The following is a 15,537-nucleotide window of genomic DNA, read 5'->3' on the forward strand; positions in this document are numbered from 1 at the left end:
CTTTCCGTGTCCCCGTCTATTGGCATTGATGGTGCCGCCCGGTACCCCGGCAACGCTGTTGGGATGACCGCCCCGGCCTCGGTGACTGCATATGTCTCTGTGCGGTATGCGGTCGAGGTGGACATGTCGGTGTCGCCCTCGGTTGGCGGCGCTTTGCCTGAGCCGGTGCCCGGGGTGGCGACGATCTCGGTGTCCCCAAGCGTGAGCGCCGAGGCATCAGCGACAACCCCTCGGACGATGCCTGAGTTTGACGCCATCGGAGCTGGGGCGACACGGACCAACGGCACCACCGGAAGCTGGAACGCATCCTGGAGCCACTCCGCAACGGAGGGTTCCGCCGTCCTTGTCGTGGTTGCAGAGTACGCCCAACTGGGAACGCCAAGTGTGACGGCTCAATACGGCGGCGCGAGCATGACAAACCTGGGAAGCCGCTCCTCCCCGGTCTCCAACTTTGTGGTCACACTCTTTGGGATTACGGATGTGGATGGCGGCACGAAGACGGTGCAGATCTCGTCCAGTGCCTCCCCAGGGCCGATGCGAACGGGTGCCGCGAACAGCTTCTCCTATATAGGAGTTGACTCGTTCCGCACTTCCTCGACCGCTAACGGAAACGCGAGTGGTGGTGCGGCGATGCCCATCTCCATTTCTTCGGGTGACGGCGAGATGGCGTTCGTGGCCTATGGAGTGTTTAACAGCGGCAACGCCTCCGCCCCTTCGGTCACCTCCTTCAATGGAACGCAGCGGTACAGCCAAACCGCCTCCAATAGCAACTCCCCGGGAAATGCTCAACGACTGTTCGTGGGCGACATGGAATCCGACTCCACTTCGGTTGACATGTCGGCGAATTCGAACAACTACTGGGCCGCTATTGGCGTGTCGATGATTGGCGTGACCGTTCAGGAGGCTGAACCGGCGTCTGCGACAATAACTGTCACCCCATCGGTTCAGGCGAAGGGCCATTGGGCCACACCTGCATCCGTTGAGATGTCGGTGTCGCCTTCGCTCACGATTCATGGGCAGCAGCACCACAACCCCGAAACCACCGTCTTCAGCTCAAGTGGAACCTGGACCGCACCGGACTGGTTGCGTGCAGGGATCGACTTCGTTGACGTGATCGCCGTGGGCGGCGGCGGCGGTGGTGGTGGTGCAGGATTCGGCGCAAGCAATGGCGGTCCCGGCGGAGCGTCGCGGGCGGACTACGAAACCTTGCCAGGCTCCGGGGTGATAAGCAACATTGTCCTCGCTGAGGGCGGCTACCGGGGTGATACCGATACTGGCGGCGGCGGCGCAGGTATTGGATCAGGCAACCACACCTATCGTGGCGTCCTTTACGAAGGCAGCCCTGAATTCAACTACGACGGAGACGGCATCGTGCCCGGTGGGGGTGGTGAAGGAGGCAACTTCTTCGGCGCTCACGCAGCAGGCGGCGGTGGCGGTGATTGGGACGATGGAACCATCACCTATTCAGGAACCAGCATCAGCGTCACGGTCGGTGCCCGAGGGTCACGAGGTGGCGGTATCGCATTGGGCCACTACGGTGCTCGCGGTCAGGTGTGGGTTGTTGCCCGACAGAAAACCCTCACACAGCAATTATCAAGTTAAGGAACAAGGAACGAAATATGGCTGTTACCAACGCAACCAAGCTGGCGGCTTGCAACGCTGCTGCTGACCGTGGCAGCTGGGTCGCGGTGTTCACCAACGCGGCCGGGACCACGGGTGCCAATGAGGCGACCGGCGGCAGCTACGCCCGGAAGCAGACCTCCTGGAGCGACTCGACCAACAAGGTCGTGGGCACCGAGGTGAACATTCCGGTCGCGGCTGGCACCTATAAGGAAGCCGGCATCTTCAGCGCCTCGACCAGCGGCACGTTCGTCGGCTCCGGTCCGTTCGACGGCGGCGACGTGGTCGTGGCCGGTGCGGGTGCGAGCATCGACGTGACCATCACCTGGAGCTGATGTGTTCGGAGTGAGGACCAAGGGCCGCGTCATCGGCCTGAACGAGGACCTGATGATGGTGCTGTGCAACGTCACCGGGAACGCGGTCGTGACTGCGAGCCGAGTGGATGGGGTATGGACCATCAGTAATGATTCGACCAGCCGCACGGCGGACAACCGCCGCGACGCCATCGCCGTGATGGTGGATGTTGCGAAGGGCTTGGATTCGTACTACACCGCCCAGGTGCAGCCCGGTCTGGCCGATCAGCCGTGAGCGTCGGAGTTGTGGAGATCATCCTCGCCATCCTGGGTGGCGGCGGGGCCTCCACGCTGATGAACTATCTCTTCGGGAAGCGGGGCCGGCGACTGGATGAAGCCCGGATCGCTGCCGAGATCTCCCGGGAACTCCGCGAAGAACTGTCGGAGAAGGCCGAGAAGCAGACTGAGACGATTGGCCTGCTGCGGTCCGTAATTATCAGCCTCACAGGGCTTCTGGACGAGATTTTTCCGCGCATTGAGGGGATTACCCCCGAGGAGCGTAATCGTCTGCGAGACGCGAATCTGGAGGCCCGTCTAACGGCGCTTCGGGCCTGATCGCGGGCGTCAACGCCCTTTTGCTCGGTTACGGCGGGCTTTCAAACTCTTCAGGGCGAGACGCTGGTAGTAGGCCTTCTTAGCAGACTCCGCTCGCCGTGCCCGCTCGGCGGGGGATAGGCGGCCTTCGGGATCGACCTCTTTCTCGAACTTCGCCATCATCGCCATCCTGGCTGCATGAGTTCGGGCAGTGCGGTCTTCAGTGTTGGCCCACGACATGTTCGCGGCGATCTTCGCCGCCAGGGACTTCTCGCTGTCGCTCATTTTGGTCCTTGCTGGAGCGTGAGGAATATGGGTCGCCAGGACCGTACCCCCGCGTGGCTCGGGCGGGCCGGCGGTTTGGACACTCTCGGCTGAACTATTACTTCTTAGGGTCGCCTTGCGCTTGCCCCGTGCCTGTCAGCTGTACCGCAGTGATACCGCAGTGCTTTCAGACGGTGCCGTCTCTTGCAAACGCAACCAACTGGATAACTGCAGGTGAAAGCTGGTAGTTCAACGGTCTACCGATCTCGCCAACGGCAGCAAACGCCCAGAAAAACGGACTGTAAATCCGTCGGCTTACGCCTACGCAGGTTCGAATCCTGCACCTGCCACCCAGGTCAGGCCCCCTTTCGAGGGGGCCTGTTTGGTTTCTGGGGCCCGCGAATGTCAGGGTGCTGCCTGGCGCCGGTTCGTGGCCCCGTCAGGTAGACGACGGCGAGCGCCCCGCCAAACTGCCGGGCCGCGTTTGGATCTGACGCAGCTTCGCCGTCGCGGTGTCCAGCAGCAACAACAGGTGCTCCACGCTGGCGTCGTCGTCCGACTCCTCAGCTGCCTTCTCCAGCAGCCACGCCCGCGCCACGGTCGAGGCAGGCAACCCGCGGCGCCGCGCGATTCTTTCCACGGCCTCGTACTCGTCGGGATTCAACCGCACCTGAAGCACCTTGCTGCGCGCATGACCGGGGCGAGACACCGGTACGTGTTCAGGCAGTGACTGGTCGTCATCCTCGTCGGGAGCGTTCTCTACTTCCTCCGCGATCGACTCCACGGTGCGTCGCCGTTCGTCATCGTTGCTCACGTCTAACCCTCCTGTTTCTGAGTGTATTGCAATTTGTATTACATGAATCCAGGGTGTAGTCCCGCCACACGTGCCAGGGAATTGCTTCGAAGTCGAAGCAGTTACTCGATAGGTAACTGCTTCGAAATCGAAGCGAATCATCGAGGAGGAAGTCATGAAGGCTGTGCGTTACCACCGTTACGGCGGCAGCGAGGTCCTGCAGTACGAGGACGCCCCCAGGCCGGCGCCGGGCCCGCGGCAGGTGCTCGTGGAGGTCGCCGCGACCTCGTTCAACCCCGTCGACGCCGGCATTCGCGGCGGGTACCTGGCCCAGGTCTACGACATCGCTTTCCCGCACACACCAGGAGTGGACGTCGCCGGCACGATCGTGGAACTCGGTGGGGAGGTTCGGGGATGGGCCGTCGGTGATGCGGTGGTGGCGTTCCTGCCGCTCGACGCCGACGGCGCGGCCGCCGAATTCGCAGTTGTCCCAGTCGAATCCCTGGCGGCGGCGCCGACGACGGTATCGCTGGCCGACGCGGCCGCGCTGCCCGAAGCCGGCCTGACCGCCTGGCAGTCGTTGTTCGAGATCGCCGGATTGGCCGATGGCCAGTCGGTGCTGATCAACGGCGCATCCGGGGCGGTCGGCGGGTACGCGGTTCAACTGGCCGCGCAGGCCGGCGCCCACGTCACGGCCACCGCGACCGACCGTGACGCCGAACGACTGCGCGCACTCGGGGCCCACCGCATCGTCGACTACATCGACTACACGCACGCGCCGATCAGCGTGGAGGGCGCCCCATTCGACGTGGTGCTCAACCTGATTGCCACCACCGACGACCAGACCGAGTCACTGCTGGCCGTGGTGGCCGACGGGGGTTTCCATGTCGGCACCATGGTCGCGGGGCCAGACGACCCCGGACGCGGTATCCGCACTCAACGGGTCTTTGTGCGCAGCGACGCCACCCAACTTGGCGAACTGGTCGAACGGGTCGACGCCGGGGACTTGCGCATCGAGGTTTTCCAACGCCGCCCCCTCGCAGACACCGCCGCCGTCCATGCCGATTCGGACACCGGACGCCTGCACGGCAAGACCATCCTCATCCCCGGCCGCAGATGACCCCGGAATCACTACGGGGCAATGTGTCGCCCACCCGGGACCTCCCGGCGGGCGCGCGTCACCGAGGAACGGGGTGGCCGTGAGCGCATGTGGTCGCGGGCGGCGGTCATCATGTCACCGAGGGCATCGACGTCGGCGGCGGACAGTCCGTCGAACAACAACTCGCGCACTACCTGTACGTGCCCCGGTAGGACCGCCGCCACGCGATCACGGCCTTTCCGGGTGATCTCGACGACCATCGCACGTTGATCATCGGTCGATGGGGTGCGCGTGATCAGGCCGGCCTTCTCGAGAAGGCCGGCCTGATGGGTCAGACCGCTGCGGCTGTACACCACGCCGTCGGCGAGATCGGTCATGGTGAGGCGTCCGGCGTCCGTGAGTTTCGCGAGAATCTCGAACTGCACGTAGCTCAGGCCCCCATCCTCGCGAAGTTGGCGCTGAACGGCGAACTGCAGGAGGCTGACTGCTTCAGTGAGCGCGAAATACGCACGCAGCTCACGTGCGTCGAGAGAAGCCGGCACGCTGACAGCATATGCTGCGATGTCGAAGCAAGGGGTGTGCGTGCTGCACCGATGGCAGGGACTACTTTTTGCTCAACCGTTCCAACGTGATCGGCAGCCCGTCGGCGGGTGTCGGCCCGGTGCCCCATGTCATGCGTGGCTGATACCCGGCGGGCACATGCCACCGGAAGTGCCGCAGCAGGTGCAGCATGATCGCCTTGACGTTCATGTTCGCGAACTGCTGGCCGATGCATTTGTGCGCACCGCCGCCGAACGGTGCGAACGCATACCGGTGGATGGCCGTGGCCGAGGAACCGGTGAGGAAGCGGGCCGGGTCGAACTGGTCGGGTTCGGGCCACCAGTCGGGCAGTCGCATGGACGCGTAGACGCCGATGGCCACCTGCGTCTTGCGGGGGATGAAGTGTCCGGCGACTTCGGTGTCGGTGAGGGTCTGGCGGAACAGCGTCCCGGCGGGTGCGTACATCCGCAGGCTCTCCTTGAACGCCGCATCCAGCAGGGGGTACGCGGAATCCAGGTCCTCCATGGTGATCTCACCCTGCGGGCCGGACCGAGCTTCGTCGCGTAATGCGTTCTGCCACCGGATGTTGCGCCCCAACTCGTAGACGAGCATCGAGATCGCGATGGCGCTGGTGTCATGTGCGGCCATCAGCAGGAAGATCATGTGGTTGACGATGTCGGTGTCGCTGAAGCGCTCACCGTCGTCGCCGCGGCTTCGGCACAGCATCGAGAACAGATCGGTGCCGTCACCGTTCCGCCGAGCCGGCAGCTGATCGGCGAAGTACCGTTCGAGCCGTCGCCGCGCCCGCAGGCCGCGTGACCACGTACCGCCGGGCACGTCCGCACGGATCATCGCCTGCCCGCCGCACACGGTGTCGTGGAAGTCCCGCGAGATCTGATCGGCCTCGGGACCGAGTTCCGCACCGATGAACACCTCGGCGGCCTGATCGAGCAGCAGATGCTTCACCGACGTGTAGAACGGAAACCGTTGTGCGGCAGGCCAGCTGCGTACCGTGCGATCGATGCCTGGACGCATCAGGTCCAGATAACCGTTCAGGGCGCTGCGTGTGAAGGCCTGCTGCATGATGCGCCTGTGATCGCGGTGCTCCTCGAAGTCGAGCAGCATGATCCCTCGGTGGAAGAACGGCCCGATCACCGGAGCCCAGCCCAGGGTGCTGGAGAACGCCTTGTCCTTGTTGATCCAGACCGTCTCGAGCGCTTCGGGGCCGAGTAGCAGCGCGACGCGGAAGCCGACACCGCCTGCCCAGGACACCGGCCCGTAGCGCTCGTACCGTTCGCGGGCGAATGCCAGCGGTTCGACGAGCGTGCTCATGACGTGTCCGATGACCGGGAAGCCGTAGTTGCCTATCACCGGTTTGAGGCCGGAGTCCGGCGGCGGGGTGGCCAGTGCGTGCTCGCGGCTCGGGTACCTGGCGGTGAGCCCGGCGACCGCGGTCTGGAATCGCACCTTGGCATCGGCCGCGGCGTCCGCGGCCAGCATGGTCATCGCCCGACCCGATCGCGCAGCGTGGCTTTCGTCGAATCCATCAGACGCCTTCCCGTCAATGTGGTACGGAATAGTGCCAGATAGCCTGAACGTGCCAGATGGCAACAACGGCTGTCAAGGGTTTGCGGTGATCGAGAGGGACCTGTGTCGCAGCGCAGTTACGCCGGCCAGTCGGCCGAGGAGCGTCGCCGGACGCGACGTACCCGCCTGCTCGACGCCGCCATGGATGCCATGTGCGACAACGCCTGGCGCGCCGTCACCGTCGACAAGCTGTGCGCCTCGGCGGGGCTGAACAAGCGCTACTTCTACGAGAACTTCACCGATCTCGATGCGGTCGCCGCCGCCGCGGTCGACGCCATCGCCGCCGACGTCCGCACCGCGACGCTCTGCGCGCTGGCCGACTCGGCCGATCGACCCGTCGACGAGCAGGCTCAGGCGGCCATGGGTACGCTCGTGCACACTCTCGTCGACGATCCCCGCCGCGCCCGCGTACTTCTCGGCGGTGTCACGGGTTCGCCCGCATTGCAGCAACATCGGGAAACCGTCATGCGCGGGCTCACCAGGGTTCTGGTCACCCACGCCCGCGCCGCGCACGGCGTCGAACTCGAAGCCGATCCGCTGGCGCAGGTCACCCCAGCGTTCCTGGTGGGAGGTACCGCCGACGCGATTCTGGCGTTCGTCGACGGCAGGGCCAAGGTCTCCCGCGAGCAACTCGTCGACAGCCTCACCACGCTGTGGCTCATGGCCGGCAACGGTGCAGCTGATATCGCGCGGACGCGGCGCGCCTGTGATGTGACGTGAAATGTGTTGACAATCGGGGCGATGTCGACCACGTTCGAAGTGAACCGCGCTGTCGAAAGGCTGTAATGAGCGGACCGCTCCTGTTGCTGCGCAACATGATTGGCGAATGACGCCGCCCGCAGCAGACACCGGACCCGGCTTGCGCTGGGTCCTGATCACGCTGTGCGTCACCGAGATCACCAGCTGGGGTGTGCTCTACTACGCCTTCTCGGTGCTGTCCGCGACAATCAGCCGTGACACCGGGTGGTCGGCCCCCGCTGTGACCGGGGCGTTCTCGGCAGGTTTGGTGACCAGCGCCCTGATGGGCATCGTGGTGGGCCGGTGGCTCGACCGCTACGGGCCGCGCTGGATCATGACCATCGGCTCTGTGTTGGGTGTGGTGTCGGTGGTCACGATCGTCGCCGCGCCGAATTACGCGTGGTTCGTGGCTGGTTGGATCCTGGCCGGGTTCGCGATGAGCGGCGTGTTCTACGCGCCGGCCTTCGCCGCGCTGACACGCTATTTCGCGCCGAACGCTGTGCGCGCGTTGACGGTACTGACCTTGGTGGCCGGGCTGTCCAGCACGGTGTTCGCGCCGCTGACCGCCGCCTTGGAGTCTCATCTGACGTGGCGCCAAACCTATCTGGTGCTTGCCGCGCTGCTCGCAGTCATCACGATCCCCGCGCATCTATTCGGGCTGCGACGGCCATGGCCACCGGTCGAGCACCATCACAACGTCGAGGCCCCGACGCGGACCGCACGAAGTGCACCGTTCATCGCGTTGATGGTGTCGTTCGCCCTGGCGGCGCTGGCCTCCTATGCCGTCATCGTCAACCTGGTGCCGCTGATGGTGCAACGCGGTTTCAGTACGAGCGCGGCCGCCGTCGCGCTCGGACTGGGTGGGGCGGGTCAGGTGCTCGGCAGGCTGGGCTATCAGTCGATGTCGCGGCGGATCGGTGTCGTCCCGCGCACCGTGCTCATCATGGCCGCCGTCGCGGCCACCACGGCACTGCTCGGGGTGCTCACAACATTGGCGGCGCTGATTGTCGCCTCGATCGTCGCGGGCATGGCCCGCGGCATCATGACGCTACTGCAGGCCACCGCCGTCACAGACCGCTGGGGCGCAACACATTACGGGCATCTCAGCGGCATGTTGTTGGCGCCGATCATGATCACCACAGCACTCGGCCCGTTCGTCGGTGCCGCGCTGGCCGACCTGTTGCACGGTTACGACAAGATGTTCCTGGTGCTCGGGGTGATCGCCGCGGTCGCCGCCGCCTTGGCCGTAGCCACGGGAGTGCGGCCGGCGGTGAGTCGGTAGATCTGGACTCAGTGGGCCACCTCGCGAAGACCGGTCATGGCATGAGTTTCTCGGGTCGGCTGAACCGTTTGCGCAGGGCCAGTGAGACATAGACCAGCGCGACGAGGACCGGCACCTCGATGAGAGGGCCGACGACTCCGGCGAGGGCTTGGCCGGAGGTGGCGCCGTAGGTCGCGATGGCGACGGCGATGGCGAGTTCGAAGTTGTTGCCCGCCGCGGTGAAAGCCAGTGTGGTGGTGCGTTCGTAGTTCAGGCCCAGCATCGCGCCCAGCAGGTATCCGCCACCCCACATGATCGCGAAGTAGGCCAACAGGGGCAGCGCAATGCGGACGACGTCCAGCGGCCGGCTGGTGATCTGTTCACCCTGCAGGGCAAAGAGAACCACGATGGTGAACAGCAACCCGTAGAGCGCCCACGGTCCGACCCGCGGCAGGAATTTCGACTCGTACCATTCGCGACCTCGGGACTTCTCGCCAATCCGGCGCGACAGATAGCCGGCCGCCAAAGGGATGCCGAGGAAGATGAGCACCGATTTCGCGATCTGCCACGGCGAGGTGGTGATGGTGGCTTGCTCCAATCCGAGCCACCCTGGCAGCACCGATAGATAGAACCAACCCAGCACCGCGAACATGACGACCTGGAAGATCGAGTTCAACGCGACCAGGACGGCGGCCGCTTCGCGGTCCCCGCAGGCCAGGTCGTTCCAGATGATGACCATCGCGATGCAGCGGGCCAGGCCGACGATGATCAGCCCGGTGCGGTACTCAGGCAGGTCGGGCAGTAGCAGCCAGGCCAGCGTGAACATGAGTGCTGGGCCCAGCACCCAGTTCAGGATGAGCGAGGACCCGAGCAGTTTGCGGTCCCCGGTGACGGTGTCGAGGCGGTCGTAGCGGACCTTGGCCAGCACCGGATACATCATGATCAGCAGACCCAGAGCGATCGGCAGCGAGATCCCGTCGACCTGGATCCCTTCCAGCGCGATGTTCAGGCCGGGGATCCACCGCCCGAGGAGCAGTCCGGCCGCCATCGCGGCACCGATCCAGACCGGTAGGAACCGGTCCAGCGTGGACAGCTTGCCGACGACTGTGGCTGTGGTGCTGGTCGTGGTCATGCGGTGACCTCGGCGCGGAGATCGGCACCAAGCAGCACGGCGAGGATTGCCAGAGCGTCGGGGACGACGGCGTAGTAGACCCACGACGCGCGGCGCTGCGAGGTGAGCAGACCTGCGTCGCGCAGCACTTTCAGGTGGTGCGACACGGTCGGCTGCGACACCTCCACACCGGCGGAGATGTCGCAGACGCAGGCCTCGCTGCCTTCGCGGCTCGCGATCGCGGAGAACAGTTGCAGGCGAACCGGATCGGCGAGGGCCTTGAGTTTCACTGCCATCTCGGCGGCCTGCGCCGCCGACAGCGGTTCACGCAGCAGTGCGCCCGATGGACAGCACGCGGCCGGATCGGGCTCTGAGGTCTGATTCGACACTCATCGATATTGGCATATATCGATATCACGATTCAGGCCGGGGCGTGGCTTGCGGTGGCCATGCCCCGGTCTCGCCGATCAGCAGCAGGCAGACTCTGTAGACGTCTCGTCGCGCTGAGCGCCGCAGCACACGCCCTCGGCACTGTCGGCGGAGTGCTGCGGGCTCACGCCGAATGTGTCGGAATCGGCGAGGACCGTGTAGACCTCCCATTTCTCGCCGGCCGGTCCGGTCACCCACACCTTGTCCTGCGTCGCAAAGCAGCAGGTGGTGCCGATTTCCTCGTCGGTGAACAGCCCCTCGCCGGTGAGGCGGGCGATCTCGGCGTGAACCGTCTCGCTGGACTCCACCTCGACGCCCAGGTGGTTGATGCTGCCGCCCTTGCCGGGGTTCTCCAGCAACACCAGCTTCAGTGGGGGTTCGGTGATCGCGAAGTTTGCGTAGCCGGGCTTGACCTTGGCCGGCTCGACGCCGAACAACTTCCGGTAGAAGGTGATCGATTCGTCGAGATTGTCGACGTTGAGTGCGAGTTGAACACGGGACATGAGGCGACCTCCTTGACTATTTCGACATATGTCGAACACTTATGCTGCCAAGAATGCCACCTTTTCGATATATGTCAATATCCGTGGCTAGAATGGAGGCATGCCCAAAGCGCTGCCCGTCATCGACACCTCCGGCCCGGTCTGCTGCGCCCCCGTCGCGGCCGGTCCCATGAGCGATGACGACGCGCTCAGCGTGGCCCTTCGCCTCAAGGCCCTCGCCGACCCGGCGCGGGTCAAGCTGATGTCGTATCTCTTCTCGTCGTCGGCGGGAGAGGAGAACAGCGGCGACCTGGCAGCGGCCCTGGGGCTCACGGAGTCGACGGTCAGTCATCACCTCGCGCAACTGCGAAAGGCGGGCTTGGTGATCTCGGAGCGCCGCGGGATGCACGTGTTTCACCGCGCCCATCCGGAAGCGCTTCAGGCGCTGTGCGTGGTCCTGGATCCGAATTGCTGTCGCTAGACGTGTGACCTGCTGATAGGTTGCTCGCTCAAGCGGCGGTACAACCGGGATCATGCGGGAGGCAAACAGTGGCGAGACGCGACTTCAGGCGCGCGTGCGTGCCGGCATTCGTCGGAGGTGTCGCGCTGACCACCGCGCTCGGGGTGGGCGCGGTGGCGACGACGACACCGGGGACCGCGCACGTGGCCTCCGGCGTCGGCCTCAAGGCGCTCATCACCCACGGCAGCGCCACCAACTGGAACGCCGACGGCATCGACAAGTTCTACGGCCTCGACTGGAACGAGAAATACGGGCCGACGGTGGTGTCGCAGTTCTCGCTGTTCCCGTACAACGTCAACCCCGACAACCTCAAGGCCGCGCTGCGCAACAACGTCGGCGATCCCGAGCCCGACCTGGTGCTCACCTCAGGGCGGGGTTCCGGGGCCGCCACGGTCACGATGCTCCTGCTGCTCAACAGCGGCAGACCCGAGGACCGCGAGTTGGTGCTCAACACCCGCTGGATCCTGGACAACAGCGTCAACCGGCCCAACGGCGGCTACGGGTCGAGGTACATCCCGTTCAGCATCCTGGGTGTCTACCCATGGCCGACGCCGACCGACGAGGGCGTCGACATCGTCGACGTCGGCTATGAGTACGCGTGGAACTCGAGTGCCCCGGCGTACGTGACCAACGTTGTCGCGCTACTGAATTCGATCATCGCCTACGCCTACCGGTACAAGTCGCAGGCATTCACGGGCCTGCCGGTGGATCCTGCGCTCGGCATCGATCCGGTCACCGGTGAGCCGAAACTTGAGAAGGGCTACCACTACATCGTCGAGGTCGACGGCACCGTGACCAAGGTGCCGCTGAGCACCCTGGGCAACACCAACACCGCCTACGTGACCTACCGGGCCGACGGTCTGCCGATGCTGCAGCCGCTGCGCGACGTCGGCGGTCGGTTCGGCAACGCGGTCGCCGACCTGCTGCAACCGGCGCTCAAGGTCATCGTCGACGCGTCCTATCCCGGCGGTGACCCCGTGGCCAACCCGGACCGCTACATCACGGCGAGCCTCTTCACCCCGCCCGACGTGGCGATCAAGGCAATCCAGAAATTGCCGTCAGCCATTGCGCAGGGCGTCGAGGACTTCAAGAAGGACGTGGGGCTCACCACGACGAAGGCACCCGCAGTCGAGGAACGCGACGCCGAACCGAAATCTGTTGAGGAACAAGTCGCTCCGCGGCAGGATGACGACACGGCGAAGGCTCTCGGCGCCACTGTCGCGGTGTCGTCGAAACCTGCCGCGGAATCCGAAGAGCCGTCGATCAAGAGCGTCACCGAATCCGGCGCCGTCAAAAACGTCACGGTCACCAAGAAGGACACCAAGAAGGCGGCAGACAAACGCGTCCGTCCGCGTCCGCTCCGCAAGCTCGTCGAGAACGTCACGAAGGCGTTGACGCCCAAGGCCACCCGGCCCGCCAAGACGTCGAAGCCCGCTACGAGCACCGATTCCAACGGTGCGTCAGCGGGCCAATCCGACTCCGGTGACGCGAAGTCCGGCGACTCCGACTCCTGACGGCAGGCTCACACCGATATCGGCGTCTTGTCCGGGTAGATCATCTCGGCCGGTGCGTTGGTGCGCCGCCCGACGACGAAGTAGTACAGCGCTGCGGTGACGACGAGGCCGACGATCCAGGAGATGTCGGCACCGCCGAGCATGTTGGTGATCGGCCCGGTGTAGAGCTTCTGCGCGAGGAACGGGATCTGGACGACGACGCCGACGACGTAGCAGGCGAGTGCGGGCAGGTTCCATGAGCCGTACCGGCCCGCTGGGTCGTAGAGGGCCGGAATGTCCACGCGCTCTTTGGAGATCACGTAGTAGTCGGTGAGGTTGATCGCGCTCCACGGCGTGAAGACCATGAGCAGCGTCAGCACGAAGTTCTTGAAGTTGTCGAGGAAGTCCGCGCTGGCGACCACGGCGATCGCCACGGACACCGCGGTGAAGCCCACGATGTAGGCGGCGCGGACGGCGGGCGCGATGCGGGTCTGGCCGTTGATCCCGCTCACGGTGGTCAGGATGCACATGAACCCGCCGTAGGCGTTGAGCGTGTTGACGGTGAGCTTGCCGACGACGATGACCAGATAGATCAGCACCGCCAGCGCGGCGGTTCCGGCGAGGCCACCGACGAAGCCGACCTGGTCGCCGAGGAACGCGTCACCGGCGACCGCGGCGACGAGCGCGCCGAACGTCATCGACCACTGCGAACCGATCACCGAACCGGCGAACGTCGACCAGAAGGTGGCCCGCCCGCTGGTGCTGCGCGGCAGATACCGCGAGTAGTCGGCGACGTACGGGCCGAACGTGAGCTGCCAACCCGCGATCAGGGAGATCGCCAGCAGGAACGTGACGAAGTCGAACGGCACCACGCCGATCACCGACGACACGTCGTACTGGGTGAACAGCCGGATGGCCAGGTAGGTGAAGCCGATGACGCCCAGGACGGTGGCGATGCGCCCGACGACGTGGATCACCCGGTACCCGACGACCGCGATCACCGCCGTGAGCGCGCCGAAGATCAGGATCCCCGCCGAGGACGAGCCCAGATGCAGGATCTCGTTGATCGCCTGCCCGGCCAGCACACTGCCGGTCGCGGCGAAGCCCAGGTACATCAACACCACCAGCAGCAGCGGGATCGCCGCGCCGTGCACACCGAATTGCGCGCGGCTGGAGATCATTTGCGGAAGTCCCATGCGCGGACCCTGTGCCGAGTGCAGCGCCATGACGATGCCACCGAGGATGTTGCCGATCAGCAACCCGATGATCGCCCACAGTGCGTCCGCGCCGAACACCACCGCCAGGGCGCCGTCGACGATCGCGGTGATCTGGGTGTTCGCCCCGAACCACAACGTGAACTGGTTGCGGACGCTGCCGTGCCGTTCCTCGTCGGGAATGACGTCGATGGTGCGGCGTTCGATCGCCGGTGCTGAACCAGCGTGACCCGATGAATCATGTTGTGACATAAGCGGCTTCCATCTCTGAGCATGCCTGGGCGGACGGCACGGAATGTGGCGCGTGACACAGCCGACATTCATCAGAATCAACCTTGGATGGACGAATGTCAACACATGTGTCACGCACTCGGTATGTCGTCGCGATGACAGGTGACAAGTCAAGTGCGTCGTGCTGCACCGTGCAACACGTACAGCGACTTCAAAGCCCTGTGACACAAGAAATTTACGTGACGATCCAGATTGGGGGCATTGACACAGGTCGGATGGTGAACCCGAGCCCAGAGCCTGTGGAGGCCCGACCTTGACACCCCTTCATTCATCGGCGATATTCATGAATGAACGCGATGGAGGTGACGTCAGCCATGGACCGGGGGCTCGATGAGGGTGCGATCCCGGATTTCGTGGACGGCGAACCCGCCGACGTGCGGCGCTGGCTGGAGATGGTGATCAACCGGCGCCGGCTGTCGCCCGCACATCGTCGTGTGGCGCGGTATCTGCTCGACCACCCCGAACAGGCTGCCGCCCTGACGGCCGAGGACCTGGGTAAACGCTCCGGGGTCAGCCAGGCGTCCGTGACCCGGTTCGCGATGGAACTGGGCTTCCGCGGGTATCCCGAGATGCGCGCCGAGCTGGGCAACCAGATCGCCGCGCAGGCCAAGGGTGTTCCCAACGGTCTGGTGGCCAACGTGCTCGAACGCACCGTCGCCAAGGATGTCGCCAACATCGAGGGCCTGGTGTCGAGCCCGTGGGCGGGTCAACGGCTGGACCGTGTGGGCCGCAACCTCGCCGGCTCACAACCCCTGCCGGTGATGGGGTTGCGCATCTCGCGTCCGTTCGCCGACCTGTTCGCGTACTTCGGCGCGAAGGTGCATCCCGACGTGCGGGTGGTGCCGGCCGGATCCGACGGTGACGACGTCCTCGCCGTCGCCGCCAAGGCCGGGGCCACCTGGATGCTGGCATTCGGCTTGCCGAGATATCCTCGGGCCCTGCTGGATTCGATCCGCTATGCCCGCTCGTTGGGTCTGCGCGTCGCCCTGGTCACCGACAGCCCGCTGTGCCCGCTGGCGCACGACGTCGACGACCTGCTCGCGGCTCCGGTCAATTCCGAACTGACCTTCGACTCCTGCACGGCACCCCTGGCGCTCACCATGGGTCTGCTGCAGGCGATGACGGAGGCGCTGCCTGATCACGGCCAGGCGCGCCTCGAAGAGTTCGATCAGCGCGCCGAAGAGCGCTGCCTGTTCATCGATTGATAT

18 protein-coding genes and 1 tRNA gene are annotated in these 15,537 nt (G+C 65.1%); 11 read left to right on the plus strand and 8 right to left on the minus strand.

All coding sequences use genetic code 11. The annotated features are described in order from the left end of the window. Positions 1-63: 63 nt before the first annotated feature. The 4 genes from AT701_RS05830 to AT701_RS05845 are packed head-to-tail and all read left to right on the plus strand — an operon-like array spanning position 64 to position 2,528. Positions 64-1,602, plus strand: coding sequence for a hypothetical protein (locus AT701_RS05830; RefSeq protein ID WP_157892516.1), 1,539 nt, complete (start codon positions 64-66; stop codon positions 1,600-1,602). A gap of 17 nt (positions 1,603-1,619) precedes the next feature. Then, positions 1,620-1,955 (plus strand): phage tail fiber protein, encoded by a 336-nt coding sequence (locus tag AT701_RS05835; RefSeq protein ID WP_058125395.1) that lies wholly within the window; start codon positions 1,620-1,622, stop codon positions 1,953-1,955. Positions 1,956-1,965: 10 nt separating this feature from the next. Beyond that, complete coding sequence (locus AT701_RS05840; protein ID WP_157892517.1) at positions 1,966-2,208, plus strand: hypothetical protein; 243 nt, start codon at positions 1,966-1,968, stop codon at positions 2,206-2,208. 11 nt (positions 2,209-2,219) lie between these two features. Continuing rightward, a complete protein-coding gene (locus AT701_RS05845) occupies positions 2,220-2,528 on the plus strand; it encodes a hypothetical protein (protein WP_058125397.1) in 309 nt (102 codons plus the stop codon). Positions 2,529-2,537: 9 nt separating this feature from the next. On the opposite strand, the gene AT701_RS05850 is transcribed toward AT701_RS05845, so the two are convergent. Next, on the minus strand, positions 2,538-2,792 hold the full coding sequence (locus AT701_RS05850) for a hypothetical protein (RefSeq protein ID WP_058125398.1): 255 nt from the start codon (positions 2,790-2,792) through the stop codon (positions 2,538-2,540). Between the two features lie 221 nt (positions 2,793-3,013). Between AT701_RS05850 and AT701_RS34625 the strand changes: the two genes are divergently transcribed. Beyond that, a tRNA-OTHER gene (locus AT701_RS34625) sits at positions 3,014-3,125 on the plus strand. 85 nt (positions 3,126-3,210) lie between these two features. Here the strand turns inward: AT701_RS34625 and AT701_RS05855 are convergent. Further along, positions 3,211-3,585 (minus strand): hypothetical protein, encoded by a 375-nt coding sequence (locus AT701_RS05855; RefSeq protein ID WP_058125399.1) that lies wholly within the window; start codon positions 3,583-3,585, stop codon positions 3,211-3,213. A gap of 154 nt (positions 3,586-3,739) precedes the next feature. Here AT701_RS05855 and AT701_RS05860 point away from each other — a divergent pair, with 154 nt between their 5' ends. Further along, on the plus strand, positions 3,740-4,684 hold the full coding sequence (locus AT701_RS05860; protein WP_058125400.1) for an NADP-dependent oxidoreductase: 945 nt from the start codon (positions 3,740-3,742) through the stop codon (positions 4,682-4,684). A gap of 11 nt (positions 4,685-4,695) precedes the next feature. Here AT701_RS05860 and AT701_RS05865 read toward each other — a convergent pair whose 3' ends face one another. Next, positions 4,696-5,205 (minus strand): MarR family winged helix-turn-helix transcriptional regulator, encoded by a 510-nt coding sequence (locus AT701_RS05865; protein ID WP_058125401.1) that lies wholly within the window; start codon positions 5,203-5,205, stop codon positions 4,696-4,698. 61 nt (positions 5,206-5,266) lie between these two features. Further along, a complete protein-coding gene (locus AT701_RS05870) occupies positions 5,267-6,709 on the minus strand; it encodes a cytochrome P450 (RefSeq protein WP_058125402.1) in 1,443 nt (480 codons plus the stop codon). A 144-nt stretch (positions 6,710-6,853) separates the two neighbouring features. Between AT701_RS05870 and AT701_RS05875 the strand changes: the two genes are divergently transcribed. Both AT701_RS05875 and AT701_RS05880 read left to right on the plus strand, forming a co-directional pair. Beyond that, positions 6,854-7,510 carry a TetR/AcrR family transcriptional regulator gene (locus tag AT701_RS05875; RefSeq protein WP_058125403.1) on the plus strand — a complete coding sequence of 219 codons (657 nt, stop codon included), beginning with the start codon at positions 6,854-6,856 and terminating at the stop codon, positions 7,508-7,510. Between the two features lie 106 nt (positions 7,511-7,616). Then, positions 7,617-8,810, plus strand: a complete 1,194-nt coding sequence (locus AT701_RS05880; RefSeq protein WP_058125404.1) for an MFS transporter — start codon at positions 7,617-7,619, stop codon at positions 8,808-8,810. A 34-nt stretch (positions 8,811-8,844) separates the two neighbouring features. On the opposite strand, the gene arsB is transcribed toward AT701_RS05880, so the two are convergent. From arsB to AT701_RS05895, 3 genes are all read right to left on the minus strand, one after another. After that, complete coding sequence (gene arsB / locus AT701_RS05885) at positions 8,845-9,921, minus strand: ACR3 family arsenite efflux transporter (protein WP_058125405.1); 1,077 nt, start codon at positions 9,919-9,921, stop codon at positions 8,845-8,847. Continuing rightward, positions 9,918-10,289, minus strand: coding sequence for an ArsR/SmtB family transcription factor (locus AT701_RS05890; protein ID WP_003892532.1), 372 nt, complete (start codon positions 10,287-10,289; stop codon positions 9,918-9,920). Before AT701_RS05890 ends, arsB begins: the two co-directional genes overlap by 4 nt. Before the next feature lie 78 nt (positions 10,290-10,367). After that, entirely contained in the window at positions 10,368-10,832 is a 465-nt protein-coding gene (locus tag AT701_RS05895; RefSeq protein ID WP_003892533.1) for an ArsI/CadI family heavy metal resistance metalloenzyme, read from the minus strand. 100 nt (positions 10,833-10,932) lie between these two features. On the opposite strand from AT701_RS05895, the gene AT701_RS05900 reads away from it, so the two are divergent. Next, the gene (locus tag AT701_RS05900; protein WP_003892534.1) at positions 10,933-11,292 is read left to right on the plus strand and encodes an Rv2640c family ArsR-like transcriptional regulator; all 360 of its coding nucleotides are present in this window, start codon (positions 10,933-10,935) and stop codon (positions 11,290-11,292) included. A 98-nt stretch (positions 11,293-11,390) separates the two neighbouring features. Beyond that, a complete protein-coding gene (locus AT701_RS05905; protein ID WP_223495373.1) occupies positions 11,391-12,845 on the plus strand; it encodes a PE-PPE domain-containing protein in 1,455 nt (484 codons plus the stop codon). Between the two features lie 8 nt (positions 12,846-12,853). Here the strand turns inward: AT701_RS05905 and AT701_RS05910 are convergent, their stop codons facing one another. Continuing rightward, positions 12,854-14,290: a purine-cytosine permease family protein gene (locus AT701_RS05910; protein ID WP_058125407.1), complete on the minus strand. Its 1,437-nt coding sequence runs from the start codon at positions 14,288-14,290 to the stop codon at positions 12,854-12,856. A gap of 353 nt (positions 14,291-14,643) precedes the next feature. On the opposite strand from AT701_RS05910, the gene AT701_RS05915 reads away from it, so the two are divergent. Continuing rightward, on the plus strand, positions 14,644-15,534 hold the full coding sequence (locus AT701_RS05915) for a MurR/RpiR family transcriptional regulator (protein WP_223495376.1): 891 nt from the start codon (positions 14,644-14,646) through the stop codon (positions 15,532-15,534). Positions 15,535-15,537 lie beyond the last annotated feature (3 nt).

It is taken from the genome of Mycolicibacterium smegmatis, from assembly GCF_001457595.1.
In the GTDB taxonomy this organism is placed as follows: domain Bacteria; phylum Actinomycetota; class Actinomycetes; order Mycobacteriales; family Mycobacteriaceae; genus Mycobacterium; species Mycobacterium smegmatis.

Coding starts and splice junctions, on each gene's coding strand:
- AT701_RS05830 (WP_157892516.1), top strand. CDS start 64: ATGACCGCCCCGGCCTCGGTGACTGCATATGTCTCTGTGCGGTATGCG.
- AT701_RS05835 (WP_058125395.1), top strand. CDS start 1,620: ATGGCTGTTACCAACGCAACCAAGCTGGCGGCTTGCAACGCTGCTGCT.
- AT701_RS05850 (WP_058125398.1), bottom strand. CDS start 2,792: ATGAGCGACAGCGAGAAGTCCCTGGCGGCGAAGATCGCCGCGAACATG.
- AT701_RS05860 (WP_058125400.1), top strand. CDS start 3,740: ATGAAGGCTGTGCGTTACCACCGTTACGGCGGCAGCGAGGTCCTGCAG.
- AT701_RS05870 (WP_058125402.1), bottom strand. CDS start 6,709: ATGACCATGCTGGCCGCGGACGCCGCGGCCGATGCCAAGGTGCGATTC.
- AT701_RS05880 (WP_058125404.1), top strand. CDS start 7,617: ATGACGCCGCCCGCAGCAGACACCGGACCCGGCTTGCGCTGGGTCCTG.
- arsB (WP_058125405.1), bottom strand. CDS start 9,921: ATGACCACGACCAGCACCACAGCCACAGTCGTCGGCAAGCTGTCCACG.
- AT701_RS05895 (WP_003892533.1), bottom strand. CDS start 10,832: ATGTCCCGTGTTCAACTCGCACTCAACGTCGACAATCTCGACGAATCG.
- AT701_RS05900 (WP_003892534.1), top strand. CDS start 10,933: ATGCCCAAAGCGCTGCCCGTCATCGACACCTCCGGCCCGGTCTGCTGC.
- AT701_RS05910 (WP_058125407.1), bottom strand. CDS start 14,290: ATGTCACAACATGATTCATCGGGTCACGCTGGTTCAGCACCGGCGATC.
- AT701_RS05915 (WP_223495376.1), top strand. CDS start 14,644: ATGGACCGGGGGCTCGATGAGGGTGCGATCCCGGATTTCGTGGACGGC.